The following is a 22,170-nucleotide window of genomic DNA, read 5'->3' on the forward strand; positions in this document are numbered from 1 at the left end:
ACACGGGAGCGTTCCGAAGTGAAAAACGTTCCGACAAGAACGAATTTCTATCTACGGTGAGACACGACAGATCCGACGTTTCTATCGTCTACCATTCCGGTATAGCTCGTCTGAGAATACGAGTGTTCGATTTGGAAATTGAATGTGATGCGGAGGGGTTCGGTTCGAACGCTCTCGCCGCAAGTCCCGCGAGCGAACGGAGTGAGCGAGTGGGACGTCGGTGAGAGCATCGACCGAGGGAGCGAAGCGACCGAGGAAGAGGCGCTCGCCGCAAGTGTCACGTTTTTCACCGACGCGGGAGACGTGTTCACCATGAGCCTCGACTACCGACGACTCGGGACGACAGGGACGAAAGTCTCCGAACTCTGCTTCGGCACGTGGCGGTTCGGCCGGAAGACCGGCGGCGTGTTGGAGACGTCGAAGGAGGAGGCGCACGAACTCCTGGACGCCTACGTCGAACGCGGCGGCAACTTCATCGACACCGCCAACGTCTACGGCGACCCCAACGGGACGAGCGAGGACTGGATCGGCGATTGGCTCTCCGACTACGACAGAGAGCAGTTCGTCGTCGCCTCGAAGGTGTACTTCGGCTTCGACGACGAGAACCCCAACGGGTCGGGTCTCTCGCGGACGCACGTCCGAAACCAGATAGAGGGGACCTTGGACCGACTGGGCACCGACTACCTCGACCTGTACTACATCCACCGCTGGGACGAGGAGACGCCCATCGAGGAGACGCTCTCGACGCTCGACCGTCTGGTCGAGGAGGGGAAAGTGAACTACCTCGGCGCCTCGACGATGGCGGCGTGGCAACTGACGAAGGCGCTCTGGAAGTCCGACGTGGAGGACTACGAGCGGTTCGAGGTGACCCAACCGCTGTTCCACGCGGGCTACTACGAGGACGTGGCCGACTACCTCGACGTCTGCGGCGACCAAGGACTCGCGGTCTGTCCGTACTCCCCGCTCGCGGGCGGCTTCCTCACCGGGAAGTACGAACGCGCGGACCCCGACGACCCGACGATAGTCGAAGCGCCCGACGGGTCCCGCGCCGACTTCGACGAGCGGTTCGACCAGTTCTACCTCTCGGAGCGCGGGTGGCACGTCTTAGACGCCGTGCGGGACGTCGCCGAAGAGGTCGACGCCACGCCCGCGCAGGTGTCGCTCCGGTGGTTGATGGACTACCCCGAGGCCACCGTCGTCCCCATCGTCGGCGCGCGCACCGTCGAACAACTCGACGAGAACGTCGGCGCGGCCGACGTGGACCTCTCGGACGACCAGTGGGAGCGCATCATGGACGCCCGGTACGGCGAGGACGGGAAACTCATCCACTAATCTCCCGCCGGGCCTCGGGAGACGCGGAGGCCGTAAGCGGCGGGGTGCCGCCGACTCAGGCGTACCCCAAGTCGCGGAGGTAGTCGCAGAGGACGTGCGCGTAGAGGACGACGGCGCTGAAGACGGCGACGGTACCCAGTCCGGCGGCCGCGAGGCCGAAGGCGAGGACGCCGCCGACGACGTGGTGACTGAGGAGTCGCCGAGGTTCTAACACGTCCGCGTACCCCTCGAACACCTTCTCCTGTTCTATCAGGCCGACTCGCGGGTTCGTCACGGCCAGTTCGAGGTGTCGCCAGTCGCCGACCACCGCCCGCGAGAGGAGGAAGTGGTCCAAATCGACGACGACGCTCAACAGGACGGCGTACGCCACGTACCCCGCGAGGAGGGGGAGCGACGCAGTTCCCACGAGGAGGACGGCCGCGACGCTCCCGACGACTGCGCCGACGACGGCGTGTTCGCCCGACTTCACCGTCTCACAGCGTCTCTCGGACGCGGCGCGTGATGGCGTCGACGTCGTACTCGTCGTCCTCCTTGTCCCAGACCGTCTCGCCACCGACGGCGACGGTCAGGACGCCGTGGTCGCCGGTCACCAAGGCCACCCTGTCGAGTCTCTCGCCGAACTGCTGCAGAAGCGCGTGCTGAATCTCCTCGGCCCGGTCGAGGAAGCCGCAGGGGACGCAGTACTCGATTTCGACGGTCGTCATGGCCGGACGTTCTCCGCGAAGGAAGGTAAACCCGACGCGACTCGACGCGGTGCGACTCGACGGGTGATGCGGTGGACGCGCCCGACGCACCCGGCGTTCACTCCCCGCGGCGGAAGCCGAACGGTCGCCAGTAGAGCAGTCCCACGGTGACGAGGAACACGGCCGTCGAGATATCGTAGGAGAAGTCGAACGCCACCGCGGCGACGGCGGACCCGCCGCCGACGACGCCCGTCAGGAGGGAGACGACGATGGGCCACGAACAGGAGACGCACGACAGGAGACCGAGGAGTCCCGACACCGCGGAGCCCGCGGCGTCGATGACGGTGGCGTAGACGAGGTACGCCAACGCGAGGTAGCCGACGACGCGGGCGGGCATGAGGACGACGGCGGCGTACGGCGTCGAGAGGACGGGCGCGGGCCCCCATCCGGGCGCGAGCGTGGCGATTCGGACGCCCCACTCGCCTCCCGGAACCTGCCCCGCGGCGGTGACGAGGACGCCGCCCGCGACGGCGAGGACGGCCGCGTACCCGACGGCGACGGCGGCGGCCCGTCGCCGCGTCGTCCGGTCGGTCGGTGCCACGTCCGTCTTCCAGACGGCGAGGACGCCGACGAGTATCCACGCGAGTCCGTACAGCGCGTACCGGGGCTGAGTGACCGAGATACCGGCCGCCGCGACGTAAGCGAGAGCGCCGAGAACGAGCGTGTTGGCGAGGAGTCCGACGAGTAGCAGGTCGTCGCGCGAGGGTCGGGAGACGGCGGCCGAGACGGAGGTCATAGCGCCAGCGTGTCCACGACGACGGCGAGAAGCACCGTGCCGAGGTAGGCGTTCGAGGCGTGGAACGCGCGGAACGCCGCCCGTTCGCTCTGCTCGTAGTGCAGGCGGACGACGAAGTAGAGGAACAGCCCCCCGAACGCGACGCTCGTGAGCGCGTACAGTAGCCCCAGCGCTTCCGTCGCCGCCAGCACGCCCGCGGCGACCAGCGTCGCCCCGAGGTACCAGAGGATGTGCTTGCGCGTCGTCGTCTCACCGCGGACGACGGGCATCATCGGGAAGCCGCCGCGCTCGTAGTCGTCCTTGTACGCCAACGCGAGGTTGTAGAAGTGCGCGGGCGTCCAAAGGAAGATGACCGTCGCCAAGACGAGTCCGCCGAGTCCCACCTCGCCGGTCACGGCGACCCAGCCGATGAGCGCCGGGAGCGCGCCCGCCGCGCCGCCGACGACGGTGTTCTGCACCGTGTTCGGCTTCAGCATCAGCGTGTAGACGACGCTGTAGAAGACGATGGCCGCGAGGCCGAGCACCGCCGCGAGGACGTTCACCCACGCGAACAGCGCCAGCGACGCCGCCGCGAGGACGAGGCCGAACGCGATGGCGTTGCGCACCGGAACGAGGTCCGTCGCGAGCGGTCGGTCGTTCGTCCGCGACATCCGGCGGTCGATATCGCGCTCGAAGACGTGGTTGAACGTCCCCGACGCGCCGATGGAGAGGACGCCGCCGCCGAGCGTCGCCAGCACTATCTCGGGGGAGAGCCCCCCCGTCGTCGCACTCGCGAGGGCCATCCCCGCCGAGGCGACGAGACAGAGCAGCCACATCAGCCGCGGTTTCATCATCCGGAAGTACGCGTTCGCCGTCGCCTTCGCGCGGGCGAGGGGTGCGGTCGGAACGTCCGGGTCGTGCGACTCTGCGGGCGGGAGGTCCGGTTCCGGGTGGCCGGTCGGCGACTCCGAGGGGTCGCCGGTTTCGGATTCGAGCGACCACGCCAGCGCCGCGACGAGACCGCCGAAGATGGCCATCCCGACGACGAGGTGGAGGGCCGAGAGCGTCCCGCCGCCGCCTTCGGTGGCGACGAGAGCGCCCAGCCCGGCCTGTACGGGGTACAACGCGCCGGCGGCGAGCATCGGAACGAGGACGCGGCGTTCGACGTCGGCGCGGAGGGCGGCGACGAGCGTCACGACGCCGAGCAGTCCGACGGCCACCGCCGCGATTCGGTGGCCGATGGCCACCCACCCCGCGAGCGTCGTCGGCGTGGCGAAGCCGTCGCCGCAGGCGGGCCACGCCGTACACGCCGCGGCGGCGTCCGTCACGGCCGTCGTCGCCCCCACCAGAAGCAGGAGGTAGACGCCCATCGCGGTGGCGGCGAGGAGGCCGTGGACGGTGTCGTGTGTGCGAGTCGATTCCACGATAATCACCTGAGTGGCGGTTGGGACGCACTCTATTTAGGCCCCGCGCTTTCGCCCGTGGGGGCCGCTGTGCGGGAGTCAGCAACTATTTAGGTCCTTGCTCCTAACCCCCGATAAGATGCGAAAGACGCGCTTGGCGCTCGTTCCTCTGCTGTCGATGCTGGCGATGGCGCTCGTCGCACTCCCCGTCGCGGCGCAACCGTCGTCCAGCGCGCAGTTGATCAACGAGTTGAACGGAAAACTCCTGTACGTGGCAGTACCCATCACCCTGCTCGTCGAGGCCATCCTCATCTACACGGTGGTGAAGTTCCGGAACAGCGGCAACCCGCTTCCGACGCGGGAGAACCGTCGCCTCGAAATCACGTGGACCATCGCGACGGCCATCATCCTCCTTTTCGTCGGTGTGGCGTCCTACGGCGTCCTCGCGGACGTGACGCACGTCAGCGGGCAGAGCGCCGCCGACGTGGGGATCGAAGAGGAACAGGCGGACCCCGTCGTCGTCCGCGCGGAAGCCTACCAGTGGGGATGGGAGATGTCGTACCCCGAGGCGGGTAACTTCACGACCGGCACCGAGATAGTCGTCCCGAAGGACAGGCCGGTGGTCATCCGCGTGACGAGTCGGGACGTGGTACACGCGTTCCACGTGCCGGAACTCGGCCTGAAGCAGGACGCGATGCCCGGACAGGTCAACGTCATCAACACCGTCCCCTACGAGACGGGAACGTACCAAGGCTACTGCGCGGAGTACTGCGGCGTCTCCCACTCGCAGATGTACTTCACCATGGAAGTCGTCTCACAGGACCAGTACCAGCAGTGGCTGAGCGAGCAACAGAACAGCAGTAGCGGCAGTGGCGGCAACGGCGGCAACGGCGGCAACAGTACCAGCGAAGGGCAGTAAGCCCGACGCGTCGCGGTCACACTTCTTCGGTCGAACGTAACGCGGAGCGTCCGCGTTCTCGGCTCTCCGTCCGCCGTCTCTCCGACCGGTCTCTGCGCCTCGGTGGTTCCGCCGACATCCGACTCTCGACGTCCGGTCGGCGTGTCAGTCGAACACTCCGGCGACGAAGTATCGCAGTCGCTCGGTGGCGAACGTATATCCGTCCCGAAGGAATCGAACGGAACGTGAACGAACTCGTCGGCTTCGTCTCGGAGACGCGGTGGGCCTACGTCGCGACGATGATCGTTATCTGGGTCGTCGTCTGGGGAGGCCTCGAACTGGTTTTCTTCGACGGTAACGTGGTGAGTGCGGTGATTTCGGGCGCCGCGGGCGGCCTCGCTTCCGGAGCGATACTGTACTCTGTGAATCGAGAGAGCGACCGATAACGCGGGGCGGTCTGACGAGGATGTCACCGAAGAGAGACGGACGGGGAACGAGGAGTCGGCTACCTCATCCCCGCCGGTCGAGGATGCGGTCGACGATGCGACCGGTCGAGAGGAGTTCGCCGTCGTATCGGGGTTCGCATGGCGACGCGCGGGTCACGTCGCAGTCGATGCCGCGTTCCGCGAGGGCGGCGCGGATGCCGTCCTCGTCGTGGTGTTGGTCGTGGCCGAGGACGATGACGTCCGGTTCGATGCGTTCGATGGGGACGAAGATGTCCTCGCGGTGGCCGAGGTGCGCCTCCGCGACCATCTCCAAGGCGTCCACCATGTCCCGCCGTTGCCTGTCCGGGAGGACCGGCTTGGCCTTGTGGGTCACGTTCTCCCGCCGCGCGACGATGACGTGGAGTTCGTCGCCGAGGGCGGCGGCGTCGCGGAGGTAGTGCAGGTGGCCGGGGTGGAGGATGTCGAACGTCCCCTGGGCGATGACTCTGCCCGTCATACGTCGTCTAAGTCCAAATCGTCCTCGGTGAAGTCGAAGAACTCCTCGGGGTCGGCCAACTCCACGTCGAGGACGTCCAAACTCCGCCGGTCGCCGTACTGGTCGAACGCCCGCCAGTCGGTCCGTTCGTACGGCGCGCCGACGATGATGTGGACCTTCCCGTTGCCGAACGTGTCCAAGTCGGCGTCGCTGGGGCGGAGGACGCCGTTCGGGTGAGAGTGAATCGACCCGACGGCGCGCAGGTCGTTGGGAACCATGTTCGAGTCCACGGTGGCACTCGTCGGGTCGGACTTCGTCCCCGGGATGATGAGAACGTCCGTGATGACCGTCCCCCGTCGGTCGAGTCCGAGTTTCCGCGCGTCGTCCCCGCGCAGGAATCCCATGTACTCGTCCGGGTGCGTTTCGCGGGAGGCCTCGAGTGCGAACTCGAGTGCGTCCTCGGCGATGCCGAGAATCTCTCCCGACCGAAAGAGGCGCATGCTACGAACTCCGGCGCGTCGCCTTCTAAGAGTTGCGGTCGGGCCGACGGAAGAATCGACAGACGACGCCGACGTACCCGGCGACGAGGCCCGCGATTCGGAAGCGTCAGCCTCACTTCCCTCACCGCCCGACGGGGAGTATGGCCGCAGACGACGACGCCGAGACGCCGCCGCCGGAGGAGATTCGAGCCCGCGTCGAATCGCTGTTCGACGCGTCCGCGACGGACCTGACCGAACTCGACGGCGGATTCGTCGGGACCGTCTACCGCGTCTCCGTTTCGGGCCGCGACCCCGTCGTGGCGAAAGTCGGCGGGACGCCGCTCACCGTCGAAGCCGAGATGCTCCGGTATCTCGCCGCGGAGTCGCCGATTCCCGTCCCCGAGGTGTTCCACGCCGAGGACGACCTGCTCGTGATGGAGTTCGTCGAAGGCGACGACGACCCGACGTTCGGCCCCGCCCTCGAACGGACAGTCGCGGACCACCTCGCGGCCCTCCACGAGGTGACCGCCGACGCCTTCGGATTCCCGCGGGACACGCTCAGCGGTCCGTACCGACAGCCGAACCCGCGGACCGACTCGTGGGTCGAGTTCTACCGCGACCACCGCCTCCGCCACTGCGCCGAGGCGGCAGTCGCCGAGGGGAGCCTCCACGACTCCTACCGGCGGCGAATCGAGGCGTTCGCCGAAAACATCGGCTCGGTCCTGACCGAACCGGACGCGCCCGCCCTCGTCCACGGCGACGTGTGGGAGGCGAACCTCGTCGTCTCCGGCGACGAGGTGCGGGCGTTCTTAGACCCCGCAATCTACTACGGCCACCCGGAGGTCGAACTCGCGTACGTCGTGGGTACGAACGCGTTCGGAGACGCGTTCCTCGAACGCTATCGCGAACGCCGCGGCGTCGAGGACGGCTTCTTCGAGGAGCGACGCCCGGCGTACCGTCTCTACCCGATTCTCGAACACGTCCGAGTGTTCGGCGACCGCTACCTCTCGGAGTTAGACGAGGCGTTGGACCGTCTCGGCTACTGACCGGGCGACCGCACCGCCGTCACGACGGGCGGGCGTGCAGTTCTGCCGACCCGCGGCGGTTCGACGCGAGATATCACCCCTCCCCACGCGTCGGCCTATCATGTAAAGCTTAACACCGACCGACTACTAGGCGCGACCATGACTCTCGAAAACGCCGGAGATTCCGGCGGCGAGTCGGATCCGGATTCGGACGCCGACTCGAGACCTGTCGTCTTCGATCTCGCACCGAACTGCACGCTCGACGATGCGGACGAAAACGAGAACTACCACGCCGTCGTCAACGGCGTCGTCGAGTACGGTATCTTCGTCGATATCTCCGACGAGGTGTCGGGTCTCGTCCACGAATCGAACCTCGACCGAACGTACGAGGTGGGCGACCGCCTCATCGTCAGCCTCGACGAGGTGAAGGAGAACGGCGACGTCGCTTTCTCCACCGTCGACCCCTCCGACTACCGGACCGTCGTCGTCGAACACGAACACGACATCACGCCCATCGTCGACCTCTCCTCCGGCGATACGGTCCACGTCGAGGGGACCGTCGCACAGATAAAACAGACCGGCGGCCCGACCATCTTCCGCATCGTCGACCAGTCCGGCATCGTCTCCGCCGCCGCGTTCGAGGAGGCCGGCGTCCGCGCCTACCCCGACGTCGAACTCGGCGACGCCGTCCGCCTCAGCGGGAGCGTCGAGAACCACGAGGAGAGCCTCCAGTTGGAGGTCGAATCGCTCACGAAGCTCGACGGCGAGGCCGCCGCTGACGTGCGCGACCGAATCGACGACGCCCTCGAAACCCGCGCGGAACCCGCCGAAGTCGAACCCCTCGTCGAGTGGGACGCCTTCGAGAAACTCCGCGACGACCTGCGCGAGGTGGCGCGTCTGCTCCGTCGGACCGTCCTCGAAGGCCGGCCCATCCGCGTTCGGCACCACGCCGACGGCGACGGCATGTGCGCCTCCGTCCCGGTCCAACTCGCATTGGAGAACTTCATCGCCGAGGTTCACGACGACCCCGACGCGCCGCGGCACCTGTTCAAGCGCCTCCCCTCGAAGGCCCCGTTCTACGAGATGGAGGACGTGACCCGCGACCTGAACTTCGCCTTGGAGGGCCGCGCCCGTCACGGTCAGAAGCTCCCCCTCCTCCTCATGCTCGACAACGGGTCCACCGAGGAGGACGTGCCCGCCTACGAGAACCTCGCACACTACGACGTGCCCATCGCCGTCGTGGACCACCACCATCCCGACCCCGAGGCGGTGAACCCCCTCTTGGACGCCCACGTCAACCCGTACCTGTACGACGAGGACTACCGCATCACGACGGGCATGATGTGCGTCGAACTCGCGCGGATGATCGACCCCTCCATCACGGACAGTCTGCGCCACGTTCCCGCCGTCGCCGGTCTCTCCGACCGGTCGAAGGCCGAGGCGATGTCCGACTACGTCGCCCTCGCCGAAGAGGAGGGCTACGACCGCGAACAACTGCTCGACGTGGGCGAGGCCCTCGACTACGCGGCCCACTGGCTCCGCTACAGCGACGGACAGACCATCGTCAACGACGTGTTGAACGTCGGGTGCGACGACGAGGCCCGCCACGAGGAACTGGTCGAGTTCCTCGCCACCCGCGCGGAACGCGACGTGGAACGCCAACTCGAAGCCGCCGAGTCCCACCTCGAACACGAACGCCTCAACAGCGGTGCGCACCTCTACAAGATAGACTTAGACGAGTGGGCGCACCGCTTCACCTACCCCGCGCCGGGCAAGACCACCGGGAAACTTCACGACCGGAAGGTGACCGAACTCGAAGAACCGGTCATCACCATCGGCTACGGTCCCGACTTCGCCGTGCTGCGGTCTGACGGCGTCCGACTCGACATCCCGCGGATGGTCGCCGAACTGAACGAGGAAGTCGTCGGCGGCGGCGTCTCCGGCGGCGGCCACCTCGTCGTCGGGTCCATCAAGTTCGTCAAGGGGATGCGCGAGGAGGTCATCGACAGCCTCGTCCGCAAGATGGCCGACGCCGACATCGACGAGGAGATCTCCTCGCAGGCGTCCGTCGAAACGGACCTACAGTAGAACCGCTCACCCGTCGAACCGAACCGTCTTCTTCGTCACCCACGTCGCCAGCGCGAGCGAACAGAGCGCACCCAACGCGAGCGTCGCCGTCGTCTTCGTCTTCGTTCCCCACCACCCGCCGCCGGGTTCGCTCGCCCGCCAGTCGGCGTCGAACGCCGCCGCGTAGTACGACGCCGGGTCCTCGCCGACCAGTTCGAGGACGACTTCCCGGTTCTCCGTCGCGGCGCGGTCGTTCCAGTTGAGACTGCCGACGAACGTCCGTTCGCCGTCCACGACGGCACCTTTCGCGTGGACTTTCCCGAACCGCCCGTCGGGGCGGGCGATTCGCGCCTCGATGTCGTACCCACGTTCCCGGAGCGTCTCCGTTCGGTTCACCAACGCCGCGTTCGCCTCCTCGTCGTACCACGCGTTCGAGAGCAGTATCCTGACGCGGACGCCCCGGTTCGCCGCCCGCCGGAGGGCGTCGAAGAACCGCCCGTCGGGGTCCATCCGCGGGGCGAGAACGTCGATGCTTCGTTCGGCCCCGTCGAACCGTTCGACCACCGCCGACCCGGCGTTTCCGGGCGCGGTCAGGACGCGCACCTCCTCGACGGCGACGGACTCTGCGGCGACCCGCCGCGGGAAGTCGCCCTCGGGGGGCGAGGACTCCGCGAACGTCCGCCCCCGTCGGTACCGTCGCCACGACACGGCGTCGGCCCCGCCGAAGTCGTGTTCGAACACCGCCGCGAGTTCCTCGGCGGTTCGGCCGCCCTCGACGCGGACGCCCCACCCCCGGTTCTTCCGCCCGCCTGTCCCGGTGGGTTTCCAGTTCTCCGTCGAGACGAGTGCCGTCTCGTCCGCGACGGCGTACTTCGCGTGGTGGTAGTCGAACCGCGCCCGCGACCCGGAGACGACGCGGACGGCGACGCCCGCGCGGGCCAACCGCGCCAACGCGTCGGCCTGCCGCGTCGAGACGCCGCCGACCGGACTCCCCTCCACGAGGACTCGCACGCGGACGCCGCGCCGGTGGGCGGCCACGAGTGCGTCGGCGACCCGAGTCGAGGAGAACGTGTACCCCGCGAGCAGGATGCGCTCGTCGGCGCTCCGGAGCGTCTCGCGGACGACGCCGGGGTCGTCGGGGAGGACGAACGCCGTCGCGTTCGCCGGTCCGGTGGAGACGGGGTCGCGGAGGCTCAACCCGCGCGGGACCCACCGGTCGGCCGTCGCGTTCCAGCGTTCGGCGTCCGGCGCGCGCCCGTACGTCGTCTCGGCGACGACGACGCCGCCCCGCCTGAGGACGAGACGCTCGCCCGCGTTCGACAGGTCGAGGCGCGCCGCGACGACCGGACGGTCCGTCAGGTTCCGCGCCCGCACCGGGTCCGAGGCGACGGCGACGACGTCGGCGTCGGGCGGAACGGAGACGTTCGATTCGCCGTCCGAGAGCGTCAGGTTCGCCGTCCCGCCGGTTCGGACGACGACGTACTCGCCGGCGTCACCGTCCGTCAGGGGGTTCGGGTAGGCCGAGAGAATCGCGGGCGCGGACGCGTTCGGCGTCCCGTCCTCCGCCGACGCGTTCCGCGTCGCGTTCGGCGTCGCTGTCGGACTCCGCGTCGCGTCGGTCACCGTCGCGTCCGTCGCTGGTTCGCTCATCTCCGAGGGGGCGGCGGCGACGGGCGCGACGGCGGCGGGCGCGGCGACCGAACAGAGCACCCAGCAGACGGCGAGTATCGAGGCGGCGCGGGTGAGCGACACGGCGGGGGTGGCCGCCCCATCCCACTTGAACGCTCGGCGTCAGAAGACGACAAGCAGGGCGATTACGACCACCGAGACGTAGGCGGTGACGACGGCCGCGTAGCGGACGTACTCGCGCCAGTCGAAGCCGTAGATACTCCCGACGACGCCGACGAACAGGAAGCCGAGCCAGAGGTTCGAGACGCCCGCGCCGTACATCACCGAGACGAGCGAGGGGACGAGGTCCGCGCCCGTGGCGACCAACGCGGGCCCCTGTACGACCCACACCGACCCGGGACTCGGAATCAGCAGACCGACGAGGAGGGCGACGACGTAGGAGGCGACCTGCGTGACCCCCGTCGCCGCCAGCACGTCGCCGATGACCGAGTAGAGGCCGGCCTCGGACAGGAGGGCGTAGACGCCGGCGTACAGCAGAAACGGGATGGCGACGTGGTTCGCCCACCGGGTCGCGTCGCGGGTCTTCGCGACGAACGCCATCGGTCGCTCTTGGACGAGGATGCCGAGCATCATCAGCCCGAACAGGAGCCACAGGAGCGTCAGGTCGCCGCCCGTGGCGAAGTACGCGCCGAACGAAATCGCGCCGAGCAGGAACGTCGCGACGCTTACGAGTCGGGACTGTTCGAGTCTGTCGGCGGCTACCCACTCCTCGGCCGGCGGCGGTTCGTAGTGGGCGAGCGACTCCGCTATCGTCCCCTCCAACAGCGACGTGTACGCCGAGAGCGGTTTGCGGTCGCTCTCCTCGTCGGGGGCCAACGCCGCCAGTACCGCCGGGAGGGTGAACAGGAACAGGAGCACGGAGACGACGTTCGCGGGGTGGAGGAGGAACGCCGACACGTCGGCGACGAGTCGCCCCTGCTCGGGGTTCACGAGGAAGTTCGTCGTCCCCTCGGCGTCGGCCATCATCAGCGCCCCCGGACTCGACAGGCCGACGTTCGTGACGACCAAAGAGAGGAGGGCGGCGGTCAACACCAGCGGGTAGTGGACCCGGACGCCGTCCGCTTCCGCCTCCCGGCAGAGTCGCTGGCCGACGTACATCGCCCCGAGGAACCCGAGCGCCCAGTTGACCCACCCTAACAGCACGGCGAGGAACCCGGTGGCGTAGACGACCGAGCGCTGACTCCCGGTGGGCGACGCGGCGGCGATTCGGTCGAACAGTCGGCCGACCCAGCGAGACTCGACGACGGACGCTGAGAGCACCCAAAGCAGGATGAGCGGCATCTGGACGGTGAACAGGTCGAAGAAGCCGGTCGCGAACAGTTCCAACTGCGTCACGACCGGCAGGTACGGTATCGTGACCACGAGCGCGAGGACCGCTAACAGGGCCGCGAGGGTCAGCGACTCGGGGAAGAACCGCCCCATAGCGGGGACGAACCCGTCGTCGCCGTCCCCCGTCGTATCGTCGGAGGTTTCGGTCGCCATCTCACGACACCTCCTAGAGGACCCCCGTCCCCATGAGCAGCGCGCCGATTCCCATCACGATACCGCTGAAGACGAACAGGACGCCGACGTAGCCCATCATATCGCGGATCGACAGCCCCGCGATGCCGAGGACGGGCAGCGCCCAGAACGGCTGAATCATGTTCGTCCACTGGTCGCCCATGGCGAACGCGACGACGGTCTTGTCGATGGCGACGCCTTCGATGCCCTGCGCGGCGTTTATCATCACGTTCCCGGTGACGACCCACTGGCCGCCGCCGGAGGGGACGAAGAAGTTCACCGTCCCCGCAGAGAGGAACGCCGCGAGGTACCACGTCGTCTCCGTCGAGTACTGCGCGGCGGTCTGCGCGATGAGCGTGGCGAGCCCCGACCACGCCATGATTCCCATGATGCCGCCGTAGAACTGAAACTGGATGAGTATCTGGCTCGCGCCCTCGATGGCGTCCCTGAAGACGTCGATGTAGCTCCGGAGCGTCATGTGGAAGATGAACCCGAGCCCGAACATCACGGAGATGAAGACGTTCAGGTTGAACACGGACATGAAGTCGTTCGTGGCGAACAGGTAGCCGAGGTACACCCAGATGAGGACGCCGAGACTCACGCAGACGGCCTTGCTGTCGAGGAGCGCGGACTTCCACCCGGCCTCGCGCAGGCGGTTGAGGGCGGCCGCGCCGCCGTCCGTGACCGGCTGTTCGGCCTTTCGGAGTTGCTCTTCGGGGACGGTGATGAGGTCCTCGCCCTCGTCGGGGGCCATGAGCGGCATGAGGACGACGGTCACAAGCACGACGCCCGCGACGATGACGAGGTTGGCCGTGCTGAAGATGGTCTGGGAGACGGGGATGACGCCGATCTGATCGACGAGGAAGTGATCCGGCGTCGCGACCAGAAGCGGCGCGGCCCCGGAGAGTCCCTGATGCCACGGGAGCAGTCCGGCGTAGGCGGTCGCCACCAAAAGCGGGTAGTGCACGTCGACGCCCTTCTGCTGCATCGCGATGCCGACTTCGCGCGCGAAGATGGCCGAGGCGATGAGGACGACGCCCCAGTGGAACAGTCCGAACACCATGCCGACGACCGCGGTGGCGAATATCGCCTGCGTCTGCGTCTTCGGAACGTCGGCGACGCGCCGGAGCACCCGCTTTATCGGCGGCGAATCCGCGAACGCCCACCCGGTCATGAGGGCGAGCGACGCCTGCATCGAGAAGGTGAGGACGTACCAGAACCCCCGGCCCCAGTGGGCCACCACCTCGCCGGGACCGCGGTCCGTGAAGACCATCGCGAGAAGCATCGTCGCGAACGTGAGAAGGAGCGCGAAGATGAACGCGTCCGGGAGGAACCGCTGGACGATTCGGCTCGCGCCGTCGCCCAACCGCGTGAAGAACCCGCGGTCCGAAGCGGCACTCATCTGTCGGTCCTACCCCGATACCGCACTTGGCTCGTTTTCCCACTCATGAGCGACCACTCCGTAAATTTCGTGAGAAGTCCGGTAAAGTGTGGTGGCAGAACCGACGCTACCGCCCGTCGTCACCCCGAAGAAGGGCTGTCGCGGTCAGAGCGCGAGGTACGGCCCGACGGCGAAGAGGACCACCCCGAGCGCCACCTTCAGTCGAGCGGGGTCGACCAGGTGGGCGATTTTCCACCCCGCGACGGCGCCGACCAGCAGGGGCACGCCGACGAGCACGGCGAGCGGAAACAGGACGTTGCCCTGCACGAAGTACCCCGACGCCGCGAACGCCGCGATGAATATCGACTGCACCTGCGCGACGGCGAGAGCCGAGAGCATCGGGACGCCGACGAGCACCAACGCGGGGACGGCGATGACGGGGCCGCCGACTCCGAGTAGTCCGCTGGCGACGCCGAGGCCGAACCCGAGGACGGCGAGGACGGCTCGCCCCCGCGTCGTCGTCACGTCGAGTTCGTAGACGGGACTGAGTCCACGCCGCTCCCGGTAGACGAGCACGACGCCCGTGACCATCGCGACTGCGCCGAGGAGCAGTCCGAACAGGTCCCGCGGGACGAAGGCGTTCACGTACGCGCCGAGGAACGCGCCCGCGACGCTCGATGCGCTGAGGACGGCCGCCATCGTCCGACTTCCGCTCAGGTTCAACTCGCCGGAGCGCGCGTACATCGCGCTCGACAGCAGGCCCGTGGCGACGAAGGTGAGGTGGGCGGTGCCGGCGACCTCTCCCGACGAAATCGGCGTCAGCGAGTAGAGGGCGATGGTGACGAAGATGCCGCCCGGACCGATGGTCGTGATGCCGACGCCGGAGAAAAGCGCTATCAGGACGAGGGTGAGTTGAAGCGTCGGGTCGAACGGGACGGTCACCGCTCGCTCACCCCGTCGCTCCGACTCCGCCCGAACGCCGCGGGCGTCGGCCGTCGGTCGGCGTCGCGGGGCGTCACCGGTCTCTCTCGGGGCCGGTCTCCGGCCGGGCGAGCACTTCGTCGAACAGGACCTCCGCGATTCGCTCGTTCGTCTCCGGACTGTAGTGGCCGCCCTCGCCCCGTTCGACGTACAACGACTCCACGTCGCCGTCGGCCGAGAGGTGCCGGGCCAGGTCGACGGTTTCGAGCGCCGGGTAGCGCTCGTCGAGTCGGTCGAGCAGGTCGCCGTAGACGGGGCCGTGCTCCTCCTCGTACGCCGCGTAGCGGAGTTGCTGGCTCATCACGAACACCGGCGTGAACTCCTTCTCCTCCGCGTAGGAGACGAACTCGCCGACGATGGCGGAGAAGAGGTCCTCCTTCTCGTCGAACAGCGACTCGTGGTACTTCACCCGCGGTTGCTCCAGTTCGACGGTGGTCCGGGTCAGGGCCTCGCCCGGGTCGATGCCCGGAACCGAGACCCCGTACTCGCGTTCGGCGTCGCGGAGCGCCGCGTAGAGGACGTACCGCAGGTGGCGCGGGTCGCCGAACAGGTCCGGCGCGTACGGGAACGTCACGAGGTGCGGCCGAAACCAGTGTTCGTAGTGGTAGTCGCGACTCCGGAGGAACTCCGCGTACCGTTCGAGGTGAAGCAGATCCTCCTTCTTCCGAATCGGCGACTCGACGAGTCGCAGGTCGCCGTCTTCCAGCACGTACCGCGGTTTCACCGCGAGGACGTTGCCGAACTCCTGATAGTGCTTCCAGACGCTCAGGACGCGGGCGATGGACGACGCGGTGACGACCATGAACACGTAGTCGGCGGGGTCCTCGGGGTACGTCCGCTTCAACCGGAGGAGTCCCTGGTCGAGGCCGTAGTTCCCGCCGCCGTAGTTGCCGACGTGGGCGTCTATCTTCTCCGCGAGGTAGTTCTGGAACGTCTCGTCGTCGTCCACCTCCCGGCAGAAGCAGTAGGAGTCGCCGTACGTCGAGACGCGAACGTCGTCTTCCCGACGGTCCCTCGCGGGGCACACCCGACTCCCGTACTCGTCCGTCGAGTACGTGACCACCGTCCGCACCTCCTCGCCGGGGAGGTGTTCGCCGGTGTCCTTCTGCTTCGTCGTGTTCGGTTGGGGACTCCAGCCCAACTCCGGATCGAAACTCGTGAACTTCTCCAGAAGCTCCCGGTCTATCTCCGGGAACTCCTCCATGACGACCGTGGGTATGCTGTTGAGACCGCTCCCGTATCGCCTCAGCATCCGGTACGAGACGACTTCGAGCGCGGCTATCGCGGCGACGACGACGGCGGCCTTCGCTTTCGTTCGCCACCCGCTCATACTCCGTCAGTAGGATTCTTGACGGTAAATAACTAGGTTCGTCGGGTTCGGCGCGAAGGGCGGAGCGGGGACGGCGGGAGACTGCGGCGGTCGCTCCGTCTCGTTCGGAGCGCTCACGGAAGGGGCGGACGCCCGGCGGTCGAACCGGAGAGAAGAAATCGAAGGGAAGCGCCGCTTACGCGGTCGGCTTCTCGGTGCCCGTGGCGTCGGACTCGTCCGAGGAGAGCCACTCGGTGGCGATTTCGGCCTCGTTCTGGACGAGGAACGCGCGGTCGTCGGTGTACTCGGCGGCCGCCTGCAACGCCTCGTCGGTCCCGATTTGGCGAAGCGCCCACGCCGCGGCGGCGCGGACGTTGTTGCTTCCGTCGTTTTCGAGGGAGTCGGTCAGCGGTTTCACCGCGCGCGTGTCGCCGATGAGGCCGAGGGCGCGCGCGGCCAACGGCCGCACGGTGTCGTTCTCCATCTCGAGTTTGTCGGCGAGCGCCTGCGTCGCCTCCGGCGAGCCGATTTCGCCGAGGGCCTTGAACGTCACCTTCTGAAGCTGAGGGTCGGAGTCGGCGTCGACGTACTCCACGAGGGTTTCGACGGCCTCCTCCGCGCCGCTCCCCATCTTTCCGAGCGCTTTGATGGCGTCTTTGTCGCGGCGTTGGGCGAGTTGGTGCATCTCGTCGAACGCCTCGGGGTCGCCGAGTCGGATGAGCGCCTCCATGCAGTGTCTCTCCATGAAGTCCGACTGGAGGCTGTCCTTCGCGAGCAGAATCATGTCCACGCGGCCGCGCTTCTCCCACTCCTTGAGTGCGGCCCACTCCGGCGGGTAGTCCTTGTAGTGGCCGAGAACGTCGTAGTAGCCCTGCGCTTCGAGCTTCTCGTTCGTCTCTAAGTCGTCCCACTCCTGGGACTCTTCGAGGCCGGATTCGAGTTCGTCGGTCGCCTCGAGAAGCGACGCGATGGTCTCCTCGTCGTCGTCGGCGTCGAGGTTCGCGCCTTCGACGGCGGCGATGGCCTCGTCTAAGGCCGCGGTGAGGTCCTCCTCGTCGGTTCCGTCGACGGAGACGGACGCGCCGAGAATCTCGTTGACGTCGGCGGCGAACGACTCGACGGGACCGACGATTTCGTCCGCGCCGCGTTCAGTCCAGCGGGTGTCGGAAATCTTCGACTGCGCGGACTCGATATCCTCGACGACGTCTTCGCCGTAGGGGCCGCGCTTCTCCTCAAGTTCGTCGCGAAGGTCCGAGAGGGTCGACTCCAGTTCCTCGCGGGGGTCTTCGGCGTCCTCGTCGTCTTCGCCGGGTTCCGGGAACTCGGCCGCATCGAAGTCGGACTCGATGTCGTCGAGTCTCGCCTCCACGTCGTCGAGGTCGGACTCGGTTTCGGCGGCTTCGAGTTCCACGCGCGCCTCTTCGAGGCGCGTCTCCAGAGACTCGGGCGTGATGGCTACCGACTCGTCGGTATCTTCCGCTCCGGACGATTCTTCGGCGGGCGTCTCGTCGTCCCCGTCGCTCATATGCGAGAACTCGGAGCGTGTACGAAAAGAGCGTTTCCCTTCGGATTTCGTCACCGGCCCGAAGGCGAAGACGCTCAGGGGGCTGTGCCGACCGACGCCCTACCCATCGCCGCGGGCCATGACACGGTCCCGCGACGGACGCAATCGGTCGTACGCTGGCGGTGAGTACTGTGACGGATGCTGACAGCCAGCGGTCTCGCTTGGTCGAGGACGCACTTGACGCTACCGCGGCGCTTCAGCGGATGCGGCGATACGTCACGAAGTGAGAGTGTGTCCTCAGCGTACGAAAGTTCGCACGTCCGGCCGAGAACGTCCGCTCGGCGTCGTTACGACGCGGTTCGCCCGGCGCGCCTCGCTACCGTTCGATGGAGGTGACGGCGTCCGCGGAGATTGCTATCCACCCGTCCGCGTTCCCCCGTTCGGAGAAGACAGTCCGGTCCGGAGACGTCTGGTGCGCGAAGACGGTGGCGTTCGATTCGTCGGGACCGCTGGCGCCCGAGTCCCGAGCGTCCGTAGGTTCCATGAGGGAGCGATACGGACGCGCCGGTATGAGCGTATTGATTTAGAAACGGTCGCGGAATCTGTCGAGTACCCGTCAACACCACGCGAAGTTCCGGGTTCGGTAGGGGTTTTGGCCCGCCGCCCGAACGACCGACGATGACCGATTCGCTGTTCACGCCGTTGACGCTCCGAGGGACGGAACTGCCGAACCGGGTGATGGTGTCTCCGATGTGTCAGTACTCCGCGGAAGACGGACTGGTGAGCGACTGGCACCTCGTCCACCTCGGCAGTCGCGCCGTCGGCGGCGCGGGCGTCGTGATGACGGAGGCCACCGCGGTGTCGCCGCGCGGCCGCATCTCGCCCGGCGACGTGGGTATCTGGTCCGACGAACACGCCGACGAACTCGCGCGCATCGCGGACTTCGTGCGGTCGCAGGGGAGCGTTCCCGCGATTCAACTCGCGCACGCCGGCCGCAAAGCCAGCAAGCGACCGCCGTGGGAGGGGTCGGCCCCGATTCCGGAGGAGGAAGGCGGGTGGGAGGTCCTCGCGCCGAGCGACGATCCCTACCCCTACGAGGAGGGTGAGGCCCCCGAGACGCGGGCGATGACCGAAGGCGACATCGACGCCGTACTCGACCAGTTCCGCGCGGCGGCCGAACGCGCACTCGACGCCGGATTCGAGATAGCCGAGGTGCACGCCGCCCACGGCTACCTCCTCCACGAGTTCCTCTCGCCGGTGACGAACCACCGCGACGACGAGTACGGCGGGTCGTTCGAGAACCGCACCCGCCTCGTCCGCGAGGTGACCGAAACCGTCCGCGACGTCTGGCCGGACGAAAAACCCGTCTTCGTGCGCATCTCCGCGACGGACTGGTTGCCGGACCGCGACTCCTGGGACCTCGAACAGTCGGCGCGCCTCGCTCCCCTCCTCGCGGAGGCGGGCGCGGACCTCATCGACGTGAGTTCCGGCGGCACCCACCCCGACCAGCAGATTCCGCACGCGGGGCCGGGTTATCAGGTGCCCTACGCCGAACGCGTCAAGGAGGCGACGGACGCCGCCGTCGGTGCCGTCGGCGGCATCACCGAACCCGAACACGCCGACGCGATAGTTCGGAACGGGCGCGCCGACCTCGCCATCGTCGGGCGGGAACACCTCCGGAACCCCTACTTCACGCTGGAGGCGGCCCACGAACTCGGCGAGGATATCGAGTGGCCCGTGCAGTACCACCGCGGCACGTTCGACTGACCGGCGGTATCCACGGGCGGGTCGAGACCGCCCGACCGGGCACCCCTTTTTCTCCGTCCGCGCCGAAGGGCGAACCATGAGTCCACGACGCGACGACCGCGACGACGGCCGCGACGACGAGCAACTCGCGGACCTCCTCTCGGACCTCGAATCGACGCTCGGGGACCTCCGCCGGGAACTCGACGCGCGGGACGGGCGAGGACCGACAGACCGCGAACGCGACCGGTACGGCTACCGGCCGCCGGAACGGGGCGAGGAAGCCCAAGACGGCGAGCGACGACCCGAGAGTCCCCGGCGCGGACGGCGCGGGCGGCGCAGGGAGTCGCCGCTTCCGCGCCCGCCGAGCGTCGGCGAACTCCTGCGCTTCACCGAGGAGTACACCATCCCCACGGTCATCGCCACCTTGGAGGCGACGATTCGGTCGCTCGAACTCCTGCGGCGCGCCCTCAGACTCGCGGACCCGGGGCGGTCGGCGTTCGGCGACGCCGACGGACGGGGTCCGTCGGGCCGCCGAGGTTTCCTCGGCGACGCCCGCGAGGGCGACCGGACGACGGTGGACAGACTCGCGCGGAGTCGGATGGGTCGGGACGCCCTCGACGGCCTGGACGCCGCGCTCTCGGAGATGCGAACCGCGCTCTCGGAGGCCGACCTCCCCGAGGACGAGGAGTCCCGCTCCGTGCTCGAAGACGCGCGCGGACTCGTCGCCGAGATAGAGGCGCGCATCGACGAGGCGGAACGGCGGCGACGCGACGCCGACGGGGAAGACGGACGCGACGCGACCCGTCGGGACGCCAGAGAGGACCGAGGGGACCGAACGCGCGGGCGGAGCGAGTCGGTGACCATAGACGTGACCGACGCCGAGGCGGACGACGGCGAGACGGACGACGAGGACGCGGCGGGCGCGGAACCCGAAGACGACACGCCGCAGGTGGACGTGGAGGCGGAACTGGAGTCGATAAAGCGGGAGGTTCGCGGCGGGGCGGCCTCGCCCGAGGCGTCGGACGCGGAACCGCCGAGAGGCGACGAGGACGGGGAAGCGGACGCCGACGCGGAAGGCGAGGCGTCCGCCGGAGACGCCACGGAGGACGGCGACGACAGCAACGGCGACGACGACAACACCGCCGATAGCGACGACGGCGACGAGAAGCGGTGAAGACGCTCGACCCGTCCCGTCGCGGCGGCAGTTTCTCGGGAGAAACCGCCCGCGCGGATTTAGGTTCGCGGCCCGCCTCTCTTCGTCCATGACCGAGACGCGACCCGACGACGAGGCGCGGCGGCGACGGTGGCACGAACTCCACGACGCCCTCTCGGGGAAGTGGACGTTCCACGTGCTCCGACTCCTCGACGAGGAGGACGCGGGGTTCAACGAACTGAAGCGCCGCCTCGGGGGGAGCACCGAGGGAACCTCGGCGGGTTGCCGGACGCGGTCCGGCGGTATCACGGCGAAGACGCTCTCGGAGCGACTGCGCGAACTCCGCCGCCTCGGGGCCGTCGAACGCGAGGTTCGACCCACCTCGCCGCCGACGACGACGTACTCGCTGACCCCTCGGGGACGGCGGTTCGCCGGCCTCCTCCGGGAGATGGAGTCGATGGTCGATATCGTCCCGTGCGACCCCTGCGGAGGCGGCCCCTGCGAGGGCGAGGAGTGCGACGTGGCGACGGTGGACGAACGGGCGACGGCGGCGGCCCTCGGCGACCTCTGTTAGTACTGGGCGGTCCCGTCGTCGTACGCCGACTCGAAGAACGCGACTTCTAACTCGACGGTTCGGCGGAAGAGGCGTTCGAGTCGCCGCCGACGGCGGGACGAGGCGGCCTCGCCCTCCCGGTCGAGTTCCGCGCGCAACCACGCGACGAACGCCTCGAACTCCTCGTTCGCGTGGAGGTCGATCCACTCCGCGAGGTAGAACCGCGAGGGCGACTCGTCGCGGACGGCGTCGGCCCACGCCAGATACACCCACTCGGCGGGCACGAGGACGGCGAGGGCCTCCGCGTACCCGCCTTCCGTCCCGGCCCGGCGCAACAGGTCCTCGAAGGCCCGCGTCGTCTTCGTCGTCGTCGGGTCGGCGTACGCCGACTCGGGGACGCCGAGGGCCTCGAAGGACCGCTCGAAGTAGTCGTTCTCCTCGGCGGTGAGCGTCCCGAGGAACTCCGCGAGTCGTCCCTTCGACGCCATCGTCGGCGCGTCGCCGACTGCGTGGCCGAACGTACCGACGAGCGTTTCGAGGAAGGCGTAGTCCTGCAGCAAGTACCGCCGAAACGCGTCGTCGTCGAGTTCGTCGCTTCCCAGTTCTCGCGTGAACCGGTGCCCCGTCGCGTCCGACCACGCCGGTTCCGCGCGTTCGCGGAGCCAATCGGTGAACCGTGCCTCTTCGCGCGCCTCGGCGTACGCGTCGTAGGTGTCGGGGACGTTTCCGCCGTCGGTGTACATCACGTTCTCCCGTGGGCGCTTCGGGAAG

Annotated in this window: 22 protein-coding genes; 8 read left to right on the forward strand and 14 right to left on the reverse strand. The window is 68.1% G+C overall.

All coding sequences use genetic code 11. The annotated features are described in order from the left end of the window. Positions 1 to 312 precede the first annotated feature (312 nt). Positions 313 to 1,332 carry an aldo/keto reductase gene (locus tag BLS11_RS09470; protein ID WP_092537236.1) on the forward strand — a complete coding sequence of 340 codons (1,020 nt, stop codon included), beginning with the start codon at positions 313 to 315 and terminating at the stop codon, positions 1,330 to 1,332. A 55-nt stretch (positions 1,333 to 1,387) separates the two neighbouring features. On the opposite strand, the gene BLS11_RS09475 is transcribed toward BLS11_RS09470, so the two are convergent. The 4 genes from BLS11_RS09475 to cyoE all read right to left on the reverse strand — a co-directional run bounded on the left by BLS11_RS09475 (position 1,388) and on the right by cyoE (position 4,160). Next, entirely contained in the window at positions 1,388 to 1,801 is a 414-nt protein-coding gene (locus BLS11_RS09475; protein WP_092536490.1) for a hypothetical protein, read from the reverse strand. 4 nt (positions 1,802 to 1,805) lie between these two features. Further along, a complete protein-coding gene (locus tag BLS11_RS09480) occupies positions 1,806 to 2,036 on the reverse strand; it encodes a SelT/SelW/SelH family protein (RefSeq protein WP_092536493.1) in 231 nt (76 codons plus the stop codon). A gap of 97 nt (positions 2,037 to 2,133) precedes the next feature. Continuing rightward, the gene (locus BLS11_RS09485; protein ID WP_092536496.1) at positions 2,134 to 2,811 is read right to left on the reverse strand and encodes a DUF7546 family protein; all 678 of its coding nucleotides are present in this window, start codon (positions 2,809 to 2,811) and stop codon (positions 2,134 to 2,136) included. Next, on the reverse strand, positions 2,808 to 4,160 hold the full coding sequence (gene cyoE / locus BLS11_RS09490; protein WP_092537238.1) for a heme o synthase: 1,353 nt from the start codon (positions 4,158 to 4,160) through the stop codon (positions 2,808 to 2,810). The genes BLS11_RS09485 and cyoE overlap by 4 nt, the downstream gene beginning before the upstream one ends. 172 nt (positions 4,161 to 4,332) lie before the next feature. Between cyoE and coxB the strand changes: the two genes are divergently transcribed. Both coxB and BLS11_RS09500 read left to right on the forward strand, forming a co-directional pair. Continuing rightward, positions 4,333 to 5,112 (forward strand): cytochrome c oxidase subunit II, encoded by a 780-nt coding sequence (coxB, locus tag BLS11_RS09495; RefSeq protein WP_092536498.1) that lies wholly within the window; start codon positions 4,333 to 4,335, stop codon positions 5,110 to 5,112. Between the two features lie 224 nt (positions 5,113 to 5,336). Further along, the gene (locus tag BLS11_RS09500; protein WP_092536501.1) at positions 5,337 to 5,537 is read left to right on the forward strand and encodes a hypothetical protein; all 201 of its coding nucleotides are present in this window, start codon (positions 5,337 to 5,339) and stop codon (positions 5,535 to 5,537) included. 64 nt (positions 5,538 to 5,601) lie between these two features. On the opposite strand, the gene BLS11_RS09505 is transcribed toward BLS11_RS09500, so the two are convergent. Beyond that, positions 5,602 to 6,033: an FAD synthase family protein gene (locus BLS11_RS09505; protein ID WP_092536504.1), complete on the reverse strand. Its 432-nt coding sequence runs from the start codon at positions 6,031 to 6,033 to the stop codon at positions 5,602 to 5,604. Then, positions 6,030 to 6,512 carry a Mov34/MPN/PAD-1 family protein gene (locus tag BLS11_RS09510; protein ID WP_092536507.1) on the reverse strand — a complete coding sequence of 161 codons (483 nt, stop codon included), beginning with the start codon at positions 6,510 to 6,512 and terminating at the stop codon, positions 6,030 to 6,032. Before BLS11_RS09510 ends, BLS11_RS09505 begins: the two co-directional genes overlap by 4 nt. A gap of 140 nt (positions 6,513 to 6,652) precedes the next feature. Here BLS11_RS09510 and BLS11_RS09515 point away from each other — a divergent pair, with 140 nt between their 5' ends. Both BLS11_RS09515 and BLS11_RS09520 read left to right on the forward strand, forming a co-directional pair. Continuing rightward, a complete protein-coding gene (locus BLS11_RS09515; protein ID WP_092536510.1) occupies positions 6,653 to 7,537 on the forward strand; it encodes a fructosamine kinase family protein in 885 nt (294 codons plus the stop codon). Between the two features lie 138 nt (positions 7,538 to 7,675). After that, positions 7,676 to 9,604 (forward strand): Hef-associated nuclease, encoded by a 1,929-nt coding sequence (locus BLS11_RS09520; protein ID WP_092536513.1) that lies wholly within the window; start codon positions 7,676 to 7,678, stop codon positions 9,602 to 9,604. Positions 9,605 to 9,610: 6 nt separating this feature from the next. On the opposite strand, the gene BLS11_RS09525 is transcribed toward BLS11_RS09520, so the two are convergent. The 7 genes from BLS11_RS09525 to BLS11_RS19400 all read right to left on the reverse strand — a co-directional run bounded on the left by BLS11_RS09525 (position 9,611) and on the right by BLS11_RS19400 (position 18,491). Further along, a complete protein-coding gene (locus BLS11_RS09525; RefSeq protein ID WP_245698834.1) occupies positions 9,611 to 11,335 on the reverse strand; it encodes a phospholipase D-like domain-containing protein in 1,725 nt (574 codons plus the stop codon). 39 nt (positions 11,336 to 11,374) lie between these two features. Next, positions 11,375 to 12,754, reverse strand: coding sequence for a TIGR00366 family protein (locus BLS11_RS09530; protein WP_092536516.1), 1,380 nt, complete (start codon positions 12,752 to 12,754; stop codon positions 11,375 to 11,377). A gap of 13 nt (positions 12,755 to 12,767) precedes the next feature. Then, a complete protein-coding gene (locus BLS11_RS09535) occupies positions 12,768 to 14,174 on the reverse strand; it encodes a short-chain fatty acid transporter (RefSeq protein WP_092536519.1) in 1,407 nt (468 codons plus the stop codon). A 144-nt stretch (positions 14,175 to 14,318) separates the two neighbouring features. After that, positions 14,319 to 15,095: a sulfite exporter TauE/SafE family protein gene (locus BLS11_RS09540; RefSeq protein WP_092536522.1), complete on the reverse strand. Its 777-nt coding sequence runs from the start codon at positions 15,093 to 15,095 to the stop codon at positions 14,319 to 14,321. 73 nt (positions 15,096 to 15,168) lie between these two features. Continuing rightward, the gene (locus tag BLS11_RS09545) at positions 15,169 to 16,464 is read right to left on the reverse strand and encodes a hypothetical protein (RefSeq protein WP_092536525.1); all 1,296 of its coding nucleotides are present in this window, start codon (positions 16,462 to 16,464) and stop codon (positions 15,169 to 15,171) included. 175 nt (positions 16,465 to 16,639) lie between these two features. Next, positions 16,640 to 17,968: a HEAT repeat domain-containing protein gene (locus tag BLS11_RS09550; protein WP_092536528.1), complete on the reverse strand. Its 1,329-nt coding sequence runs from the start codon at positions 17,966 to 17,968 to the stop codon at positions 16,640 to 16,642. Between the two features lie 355 nt (positions 17,969 to 18,323). Further along, positions 18,324 to 18,491 (reverse strand): hypothetical protein, encoded by a 168-nt coding sequence (locus BLS11_RS19400; RefSeq protein WP_175454418.1) that lies wholly within the window; start codon positions 18,489 to 18,491, stop codon positions 18,324 to 18,326. A gap of 134 nt (positions 18,492 to 18,625) precedes the next feature. Between BLS11_RS19400 and BLS11_RS09555 the strand changes: the two genes are divergently transcribed. The 3 genes from BLS11_RS09555 (at position 18,626) to BLS11_RS09565 (ending at position 21,420) form a co-directional block, all read left to right on the forward strand. Then, positions 18,626 to 19,714, forward strand: a complete 1,089-nt coding sequence (locus BLS11_RS09555) for an NADH:flavin oxidoreductase/NADH oxidase (protein WP_092536531.1) — start codon at positions 18,626 to 18,628, stop codon at positions 19,712 to 19,714. Between the two features lie 76 nt (positions 19,715 to 19,790). Further along, entirely contained in the window at positions 19,791 to 20,867 is a 1,077-nt protein-coding gene (locus tag BLS11_RS09560) for a DUF7547 family protein (protein WP_092536535.1), read from the forward strand. An 88-nt stretch (positions 20,868 to 20,955) separates the two neighbouring features. Then, complete coding sequence (locus BLS11_RS09565; RefSeq protein WP_092536538.1) at positions 20,956 to 21,420, forward strand: winged helix-turn-helix transcriptional regulator; 465 nt, start codon at positions 20,956 to 20,958, stop codon at positions 21,418 to 21,420. Here BLS11_RS09565 and BLS11_RS09570 read toward each other — a convergent pair. Continuing rightward, on the reverse strand, positions 21,417 to 22,142 hold the full coding sequence (locus tag BLS11_RS09570) for a TenA family protein (RefSeq protein ID WP_092536541.1): 726 nt from the start codon (positions 22,140 to 22,142) through the stop codon (positions 21,417 to 21,419). The two genes, BLS11_RS09565 and BLS11_RS09570, sit on opposite strands and share 4 nt — an antisense overlap. Between the last annotated feature and the right edge of the window lie 28 nt (positions 22,143 to 22,170).

The sequence above is a fragment of the Halopelagius longus genome (assembly GCF_900100875.1).
GTDB lineage: Archaea > Halobacteriota > Halobacteria > Halobacteriales > Haloferacaceae > Halopelagius > Halopelagius longus.